General features: G+C 42.1%; 11 protein-coding genes and 1 pseudogene. 2 read left to right on the top strand and 10 right to left on the bottom strand.

Features of this window, described 5'->3' with window-relative positions:
• Window positions 1–376 precede the first annotated feature (376 nt).
• Entirely contained in the window at window positions 377–2,026 is a 1,650-nt protein-coding gene (locus ACEW8F_RS09030; RefSeq protein WP_373483145.1) for a diguanylate cyclase domain-containing protein, read from the top strand.
• A gap of 55 nt (window positions 2,027–2,081) precedes the next feature.
• Here ACEW8F_RS09030 and trxA read toward each other — a convergent pair whose 3' ends face one another.
• The 10 genes and pseudogenes from trxA to ACEW8F_RS08980 all read right to left on the bottom strand — a co-directional run.
• Complete coding sequence (gene trxA, locus ACEW8F_RS09025) at window positions 2,082–2,402, bottom strand: thioredoxin (protein WP_373483144.1); 321 nt, start codon at window positions 2,400–2,402, stop codon at window positions 2,082–2,084.
• Window positions 2,403–2,431: 29 nt separating this feature from the next.
• Window positions 2,432–2,998, bottom strand: a complete 567-nt coding sequence (locus ACEW8F_RS09020) for a flavodoxin family protein (RefSeq protein WP_373483143.1) — start codon at window positions 2,996–2,998, stop codon at window positions 2,432–2,434.
• A gap of 240 nt (window positions 2,999–3,238) precedes the next feature.
• The gene (locus ACEW8F_RS09015) at window positions 3,239–3,730 is read right to left on the bottom strand and encodes a hypothetical protein (RefSeq protein ID WP_373483142.1); all 492 of its coding nucleotides are present in this window, start codon (window positions 3,728–3,730) and stop codon (window positions 3,239–3,241) included.
• Between the two features lie 89 nt (window positions 3,731–3,819).
• A complete protein-coding gene (rd, locus tag ACEW8F_RS09010) occupies window positions 3,820–3,981 on the bottom strand; it encodes a rubredoxin (protein WP_304886472.1) in 162 nt (53 codons plus the stop codon).
• 186 nt (window positions 3,982–4,167) lie between these two features.
• A complete protein-coding gene (locus ACEW8F_RS09005; RefSeq protein ID WP_373483141.1) occupies window positions 4,168–4,335 on the bottom strand; it encodes a 4Fe-4S binding protein in 168 nt (55 codons plus the stop codon).
• Window positions 4,336–4,403: 68 nt separating this feature from the next.
• Window positions 4,404–5,243: a stage 0 sporulation family protein gene (locus tag ACEW8F_RS09000; protein ID WP_373483140.1), complete on the bottom strand. Its 840-nt coding sequence runs from the start codon at window positions 5,241–5,243 to the stop codon at window positions 4,404–4,406.
• Between the two features lie 5 nt (window positions 5,244–5,248).
• Window positions 5,249–6,235: a DNA polymerase III subunit delta' gene (gene holB / locus ACEW8F_RS08995; protein ID WP_373483139.1), complete on the bottom strand. Its 987-nt coding sequence runs from the start codon at window positions 6,233–6,235 to the stop codon at window positions 5,249–5,251.
• 22 nt (window positions 6,236–6,257) lie between these two features.
• On the bottom strand, window positions 6,258–6,578 hold the full coding sequence (locus tag ACEW8F_RS08990; RefSeq protein ID WP_373483138.1) for a hypothetical protein: 321 nt from the start codon (window positions 6,576–6,578) through the stop codon (window positions 6,258–6,260).
• A complete protein-coding gene (locus ACEW8F_RS08985; RefSeq protein WP_373483147.1) occupies window positions 6,571–7,266 on the bottom strand; it encodes a dTMP kinase in 696 nt (231 codons plus the stop codon). The genes ACEW8F_RS08990 and ACEW8F_RS08985 overlap by 8 nt, the downstream gene beginning before the upstream one ends.
• Before the next feature lie 87 nt (window positions 7,267–7,353).
• Window positions 7,354–8,709, bottom strand: a pseudogene (locus ACEW8F_RS08980) (aminotransferase class I/II-fold pyridoxal phosphate-dependent enzyme); the annotation flags it as partial.
• A gap of 128 nt (window positions 8,710–8,837) precedes the next feature.
• On the opposite strand from ACEW8F_RS08980, the gene ACEW8F_RS08975 reads away from it, so the two are divergent.
• Window positions 8,838–8,958, top strand: a 121-nt coding sequence (locus tag ACEW8F_RS08975; RefSeq protein WP_373483146.1) for a thioredoxin family protein, incomplete at its 3' end; no start/stop codon positions are given.

The raw sequence follows: 8,958 nt of genomic DNA, 5'->3' as shown, positions 1-8,958 counted from the left end.
GAAGGCACTGAGATAGAAAAAACTATACATAAGTGGTATAATAATAACACCGATAATAACAATAAATCGGACTGTGTTGGCTTTGTTAACTATTTTTTTATTCATTTTTCGCTCCTTTCGCTTGCTTAAAGGAGTATAGCACTGGGATATCGGCTTGTAATTATACGATTATTCAAACTTGTCCGAAATCCCGACAAATCGGGCTATTTGTCCAAAAATGAAAACGGTCTCCTTATTTTTTTTAAGGTTGAAACTTTCGTTTTTCCACTATTCCCAGCATTTTTTCAAGGGCATCCATAATAACGATAACAAAACAGCGCTATTTTGGGTATAATATCACTAGATCAATCGTCACATTTCAGGCAGGAGTTTTAAATTGAATATTCTCTCCCTTTTATCTTTTACCATTTTTATATTATTTGTTCTTCTGGGCATTTATTGTCTGCGGTCAAACAAGCGCCAGCCGTTGAACCAATTTGCCTTTATCGAGTGTCTGATGCTCTCGGTCTGGGCTTTTGCCTATACCTTTTTTTATACTGCCCCTAATCTGGGCGCGGCCATGTATTGGCACCGATTCGGCTGTATCGGCGGCAGCCTTTTCCCGCCCTTTGCCGTTTATTTTTTCATTATTTTAAGCAATCGCGAACATTACCTGTCCCGGTTCGAACTGAAAATACTGTTTTATGCTATTCCCGTCGCAATCCTAATCAAAAATCTTACCGGTGATGCAACTTGTCTGGCCAGTGGTTTTACTCAGTCCACTTCGGGTCTCGGCTGGACTTATATCAACAGTATCGAAAATGTTTGGTCCTGGATTTATGTGCTGTATCTGGGTATTTACTTTTCAATTGGTTTTTACCTGTTGCTTCAGTGGCGTAATGAATCCTCCTATCAGATTCAAAGAAAACAGGCTCTAGCTATTATTGTCATCGATGCCATTGTTCTCATCTTTGGTGTAAGCACCGATGTCCTATTGCCAATGGTTACCATTTTTTTACCGCCATTGGCAAATCTGGGGACAGCTCTGTTTGCGGTAGGATTCTTTTATCTGATCAGCGATCATCAGCTTTTTTCCTTTTCAACCACTGCATCGTCAGACGTGATTCTCGATACGGTTATGGATCCCGTTTTACTGCTTGATGAAAAGGGCACCATCCTGCGTTATAATCTGGCCACCTGTTTGACTTTAAAGTACAACGAGACACAACTCCTGGGAAAGGATTTAAATATGCTGTTACTCTCCCAACAGTATAACCGGGACAATCTGGAGCTGTTGCATGCCCATCAAAAAATCGAAAGTCGAGAGACTGATCTGATCACCGCTGATGGTAAAACCATCCATGCGATCTTATCTGCCGCTGTAGCAAGTGACAGCATGGATGGTTTTATGGGCATCGTCGTTACCTTTCACGACATCACCCTGAGAAAAATAACCGAGCTGGAATTGCTGCAGAGCCGTGAAAACTATAAACAACTGGCTGATGAACTCTATCTTCTGGCTAATTACGATACGCTGACACACTTACCCAATCGCCGGATGTTTTTCAGCCGTCTCAAGGATCTCAGCAACCAGTACCCTGCCAGTGCCCACGATTTTTCAGTGATCTTTCTGGATCTGAATGAATTCAAGATCATCAATGACAATTACGGCCATGATGTTGGGGATCAGGTTCTGGTTGAAGCAGCCAAACGGCTGGAAAAATCAAAAACCGGGGATGAATTTTTATCCCGCATTGGCGGCGATGAATTTACCATCATTATTCCTGATGTAAAATCAGAAGATGCGATTAGAAATCGAGTCCGGGAAATCAAAGCTGACTTTAATCAGCCTGTCAAGTTGAATGAACTGATCGCTGATCTTTCAATATCTGCCGGTTATGCTTTATTCAGTACTGCTGAGGATAATATCGACACCCTTGTTCACAATGCCGATCTGAAGATGTATGAGGATAAACGCCGTTCACATGAATCGGCCAACTTATTTCAGAGCTCTTTTAATCACGATTCTGACCATTTTCGACGATAATGCCAAAAAGGCCGCTTCTTAAATGAAGCGACCTTTTTTATGTTTTTAATTCTAATTAACCGGCATAATAATTCAGCTTATCCAATAAAACCCCTTTTGATTGAAGTCCGACAATGGTTTCCACGACTTCACCATTTTTGAAAATCTTCATCGTTGGTACACTCATCACCCGATACTGCTGGGCCAGGCTCTGGGTCTGATCGATATCAACTTTATAAACACTGGCTTTATCCTTTACCTGCTCGGCCACTTCTTCTAACACGGGTGCCAGTGCTTTACACGGGCCACACCAGGTGGCGAAAAAATCTACTAACACAACGCCTTTTCCTTTTATTACCAGATTATCAAATTCTGTTTGATCTAATATCTTTGCCATTTTTTTCTCCTTTATTTTTAAATTATTTTCTAATTTTTCGTCATCGACGTATTTATTTTTTCCGCGATTGCTTCCAGTTCCGCCAGACACTTCTGGTTATCCAGTACTGGCAACTCATCGGTATGAGAAAACTGAACAAAACCAATCTCATCACAGCTCAGCGTTTTTTTGTACCACTCCAGAGTGTTATCGATAGCCTGGAACTGACGCGGATAATAAGGTGCACCACCAACACCAATGATCAGAATTTTTTTCTTTTTGATGGCTGATTTATCATTAAGATTATAAATCATTTGGGTCCGGTCAATCAGTGCTTTTATTTTTGATGGAAAGGCGCTGAAATAAACAGGACTGGCCACGATCAGTAAATCACAGGTTTCCATTTTCTGGTAAATTTCTGTCATATCATCTTTTGTCACGCATTCCCCCTGATGAGGAATACAATAATCACAGGCAATACAAGCCTTAACGTCTATCTTATTGACATTATATTCAAATAGTTCATGTTCAACCTTAATTTTTCCGATAAAATAGTCGATGGCCTTCTGCGTATTCTGACCATTCCGATGACTTCCCATAATTGCTACAATTTCCATTGGCGTTCCTTTCCCGTGTGGATCTCTTAGTTATTTACTAATATTATACCCGATTTATTGGAACATTAACAATATCTAATTGTAAGATGAGAAATCAAATTATTTATTTATAATTTTTTTCAAAAAAGAAAAAAACCGAAGCCGTGTGAAAAGCGTTCGGTTTTTTCTAAAAACTTTGAAAGAGGGTAACTTGTTATAGCTAAATAATACTCTATTTCCCTTAAGATTTCCTTAATGCTATTATATTTTGACCTGTTTTTTGAGAATCTCATGGAATTTTCCCGTGCATTGGATCTTAACATAGCAAATTTTTCCCTGTTCTTCATATTGAATCACGTATTTTCGTTTTCCATCCATGTTTGTCAGCGTGTAGTTACGCATTTGCCCTTCAGTTTTTTTTGCTTCCTCGATGAGCAGAATTTTTTTAATGTCATCAGTTTTTACTTCCAATACGGTTTTTTTCCAAAAAAATATTTTTCGGTCAATAATCAATCGGTCATGGGTAATGACCATTTCATAGGCGGTTGTAATAAAACGTAGTGAAATTAAAAATCCACCCATCATAATCACCAGACTGATCACACCAACAATTGTTTTCAACCGATAGTCTTCCAGGGTATTGGCAAACTGATTATAGAGAAGTGTATATCCCACCACCACTACCATTAAGATGCCCAGGGTAGTGATGCTGATTTGTTTGCTTTCAAGGGTTTCCCGTGCTTTAACTGCCATGTATCCTCCTTGTATCTGTAGTCATTTTCATTATAACTCATTGAGCCCATAAAAAAAAGAGCTTTAGCCCTTTTTTTGATTGTCGTTTTCTAGTCTTCTGGTGAAAAATCTTCTTTTCCGACGCCGCACAAAGGACAAACCCAATCATCTGGGATATCTTCAAAAGCTGTTCCCGGACTAACGCCACTATCAGGATCTCCGACCTCCGGATCATAAACATAACCACAAATATCACATACGTATTTCTGCATTTCTTCCTCCTCCAGATTTCATCTGTCATTAATTTTATTTCTTGAATATGTATTTACCCAGGCATTCCATAATCTAACAAACTTCTAAAAAATAAAATGGATTTAATCGAAAGATCACTTTAAATACGGCATGTTAAAGGCACCTTCCAGAAAACTCCGAAAGGTGCCTTTTCTCATTAATTCTAACTAGTCTTGAACAATTGCTTCTACTGGACATTGTTCAGCGCAAGCGCCACAATCTGTACAAGCGGCTGCATCAATAACGTAGATATCGCCTTCAGAAATTGCTTCTACTGGACATTCATCCATGCAAGAGCCACAAGCGATACATTCATCTGTAATTTTATAAGCCATTTAAAAACCCTCCTTTTAGCATTAACAACATCTTTATTATATCCTTTTTTGTAGTGAAATCAAGATGATTATTTGTCTTTTTTCACTTTTTCGAATTTTTTTACCTCTATTTCTTCCAGAAGATATTTTTTCACCTCGGTTTCATCTTTATTCACCTGAATTTTGACGAAAACGGTTTCTTCCAGAATGCTTAACTTGAATACTTCACCTTCGCCATCGGCGGTGATGACTCTTTGTCCCACCTTTGGCAGTTTTTTAGAAACTTCTTCATAAAACTCCTGTTCATAGGTCAGGCAACATAAGAGCCGACCGCAGATTCCGGAAATTTTAGTGGAATTAAGGGACAGATTCTGCTCCTTGGCCATTTTAATGGATACCGGCGTAAAATCACCCAGCCACTGGGCACAACAGGTGGTTCGCCCGCAGACTCCCAAACCTTTGAATAGTTTGGCTTCGTCCCGAACCCCGATTTGCCTAAGTTCAATCCGCACCTTAAAGATGGAAGCCAAATCCTTGACCAGCTCTCTGAAATCGACCCGACCTTCAGCGGTAAAATAAAAGATCGCCTTTTTCTGATCAAAGGTGTATTCCACATCGATGAGTTTCATTTCCAGTTTATGTTTTTTTGCTTTGGCAATGAATATCTCTTTGGCATCCTGTTCATTTTGCTTGAGTTTATTAAACTCAATGGTATCTGCTTCCGTCGCTTTACGGATCACCGGTTTTACCGGCGCCACCATTTCTGCTTCATCCACAACTCTGGCCGTCAAAGCAATTTCGCCATACTCAATGCCTCTGACCGTTTCCACAATAACCGGATCAAACTGTTCAAACTCAATATCCAGGGGATCAAAATAATATATTTTACCCACTTTTTTAAATCGTACACCGACGACTGATTTTCCCATTGGATTTATCCTTTCTGAATTTTCATTATCTTAATGAAACACTTTTCCCATTGTAACCTTAAATTAACATTATATTGTATCGTCGCCATCATTTCAAACAAAGTTTTAATAATGGCCTCATTTTTTTCATTTTCCAGCAATTGATAGTAGGCCCGATGAGCGGGATTCGGCTCCCCATGATGAGGTAGCGGATGACCTCCCAGCAGCAGATTGACCTCATAAAACCAGTGAATAAAAAACTCCAGGATCTCCTGACTGGTGGCCTTATCCTTGGATAAAACCTCAGCCAAAGTAAAAACCTTGATTTCATCACCTTTTAAAAGGCTGTACAGCTCCCTGAGATAGTGAGTTCTTTCTTTTTGGATCTCGCTGTTATTCAGCAGATATAAGGCCATTCCCGGGGATCCCCCGGATGCCTGCACGACCTCTACCACCGCTGTTTCCTCAAACTCGGCTTCCTGCAAAATGATTGCCTCCATATCCACAATGTTCAGCGGCTGAAAATAATAGCTCTGGCACCGGGATCGGATCGTCGGTAAGATTGTCTGGGGATGGCTGGTAATAAGAATAAAAATATTATAGCTGAGCGGCTCTTCCAACGACTTTAACAGGCTGTTCTGGGCCTCAGGTGTCATTCTTTCGGCCCCATCGATGATATTAATCCGCCAATTTCCCGAGTAAGGTTTTATCGACAGCTCACTGATCATTTCGCGTACCTGACTGATTTTAATGCTGGCTTCGCCCGCTTTGGGACCAATAATTTTGACATCCGGATAGTTTTCATGATCGATCTGGGTGCAGACCGGACAATGACCGCAACCTTTGTCGGTCTGATCCTGACATAAGAGTGCTTTGGCAAATTCCCGGGCGGTTTTCTTTTTTCCGATGCCATCGATTCCTGAAAAAAGGTAAGCATGGCTTACCTCTTTAGTCATTATTTCTTTCTCAAGATGATTGGTGATGGTTTGATGACCCTGTATTTTTTTAAACATTTTTTCCTCTCGAAGACTGCGATTAATTAGGTTTGTTCTTTTTATTTTCGCTATCATCGCTGTCGTCCCAATCATCAGTATCCAGTCCCAGCTCTTCATCCAATTCGGCGCTGAATTCCTCATAATCCAGTAGTTTGGCAGCCTCTTCGTAATCACTGTCTTTGACAAAAACCTCAATATGGGCTGGTGTAAAATTTCCCATGAAGATGCTGCGGATTGGTCCGCCAAAGCCTTTTTCTCTGGTGATTACCTGAATCCCATTGGCATTCAGATAATTCTTAAGCAAAATAAAATCCATATCTGAGTCGGCCATGGTTAAATAGGTATATTGATCTTCAATCATTTGATTTACGCTCCTTTATGCATTCCCAGATTTCCTGATGGATGCTTTCGATACTTCGCAACTTTTTACTTTGAATACAATTTATTTCCGTCCATCCATATTCCGCCACCAGCGCCAGGGCACTGTGGTAGGAATCCCGGAGATGTTCGGGGCTGTTTTCGTGAATGTCTTTTTCCTGTTTTCCAGTTATTTTATTATTCCGGTGTTTAATCAGCTGCTGGTTAATCTCCGGGGGAATATTCAGAAAAAACACCCGATCCGGAATCGGCAGACCGTAGAGATTGAATTCAAAATCCCACAACCAGTCAAGAAAACGTTTCCGTTCTTCAGGATCCTTTATTTTTCCCGCCTGATGCACCATATTAGAGGTGGTATAGCGATCGACCAGCACCAGACCTCCCTGCTTCAGAAAGTCCTCGTAATCTTCCTTATAGGAGGCATAACGGTCGGCTGCATAAAAGGTCGAAGCAATGTACGGACTGATGGTCCCGGGATCCTTCCCGAAGGCCCCTTCAAGATATAATTTTACCATGGCTGAGGATTTTTTGTCATAGCGGGGGTAAGAAATTTTCATCACTTTTTCCCCCGCTTTCAGCAGCCGGTCATAAAGCAGTTGGGTCTGGGTCTGTTTTCCGCTGCCGTCCACTCCTTCGATGACGATCAGTTGTCCCTGATGGTTCTTTTCCATGATTACCGGCTCCTTTTTTATAATTGTTACTGCTCTTTTGGCGTCGATCCCCACAACCGCTACCTGGTGATCCAGCAGATCGTTTAAATAAACTGCCATTTCCGGGGTAATTCGGCTGCCGGGAAGTAACACCGGGATACCCGGGGGATAGGGGATAATAAAGTCCCCAATCAGCTGACCCACGGCCATATCCAAGGCCATCTTGTCCCGGTGTTCTGAAGCAAGGGCTTCCCACAGGGGTATTTCGGTTTGCACGGCGGTGGTAAAATCGATGTCTTCCCACCGATGTAAAGGGGCCTCATGTTCTTTTTCTACAGCTAAATCCCGCTTGATGGTTGTATTTATATCACAGATAGCTTGGGTTATTCTTGCTAAATCATCCCGGCTGGTGCCGATGCCAGTCATCGCCAGCACGTAATTGGCGGCCGACATTTCACATTGAATCCCGTACCTTGCTGACAACTGCGCTTCCACTTCGGTTCCGGCAATGCCCCGGGTCTGAAACAACCACTTGCTGCGATCATAACCATGATCCGGGTCGGCTCCGCCATACAGAATAATCGGCTCCTGACCGTTCTGATTGTGACAGAATTGCTGATGGGCCGCCACAATCGTATTAAAAATAATTTCGCCCTTTTCAAAAGCATTGTCCACCGCCTCTTCCACCGAAATCATCAGCGGATAGCTGGGGGATGAGCTTTGCAGCAGGCTGAGAAAGGATTTGATCTTTTGCCGGTTCACCAGATTGCCCTGAAAGTGGAGCAGCGAGCTTTGGGTCAGGGACCCCAGTATTTTATGGGTGCTCTGAATCACCACATCAGCGCCGGCTGACAAAGCGTCTTGCGGCAGTTTATCACTAAAGTGCAGATGAGCACCGTGGGCTTCATCGACAATTAAGAATTTTCCCTGGTCATGAAGAATTTCGGCGATTTTTTCTACGTCGCTGGTGGTGCCGTAATAGCTGGGGTTGGTCAGAATCATTCCCCCGATTTGGGGATTTTCAGCCAGCGCCTGGCGGACCGATGCGACGCTGATCGAGTGGGCAAAGCCCAAATCGCCTTCAATCTCCGGGGTGATAAAAATCGCTTCAATGCGCCCCAATCCCAGCGCCCCAAAAACCGCCCGATGACAGTTAATCGGCACCAGCAGCTGCGCTCCCGGTAAACAGCTGCCCAGGATGGCACAGTGAATGCCGGTGGTGGTGCCATTGACGAGAATCGCCGCTTCGTCGCTTTGATAGATCGCGGCCAGTTTTTCCTGGGCCTGGGCAATGATCCCCTGGGCGTCGTGGAGATTATCAGCGCCGGGTATTTCGGTGATGTCATAATCATATAAGGCAAAGGCTTCGCCCCGACCCTTATGTCCGGGCATGTGAAACCGGTACTGGTTATGGCTATTAATTTTATAAAGTTCATTTTTGATGATACTCTTTTTTATTTCCATTTTTTTCATGCCTTTATTTTAACACAACCGCCAGCCTTTAAACTGAGAAATTTAACTTTTATCCTTTTAACTTTCCGGGAATTATTATATAATGTTTGCGCAAATACATTTATGAGGTGAATAGAAAAATGTCCAGTGAAAAAATTATTAATATCAATATGGAAAATTTCGAAACTGAAATTTTATCCTATAATGGAGCTGTCATGGTGGATTTTTGGGCAGAATGGTGTGGCCCTTGTAAAGCGCTGT

The organism is Acetobacterium sp. (genome assembly GCF_041752335.1).
Classification (GTDB): domain Bacteria; phylum Bacillota; class Clostridia; order Eubacteriales; family Eubacteriaceae; genus Acetobacterium.
This window is presented reverse-complemented; position numbering and strand designations above follow the sequence as displayed.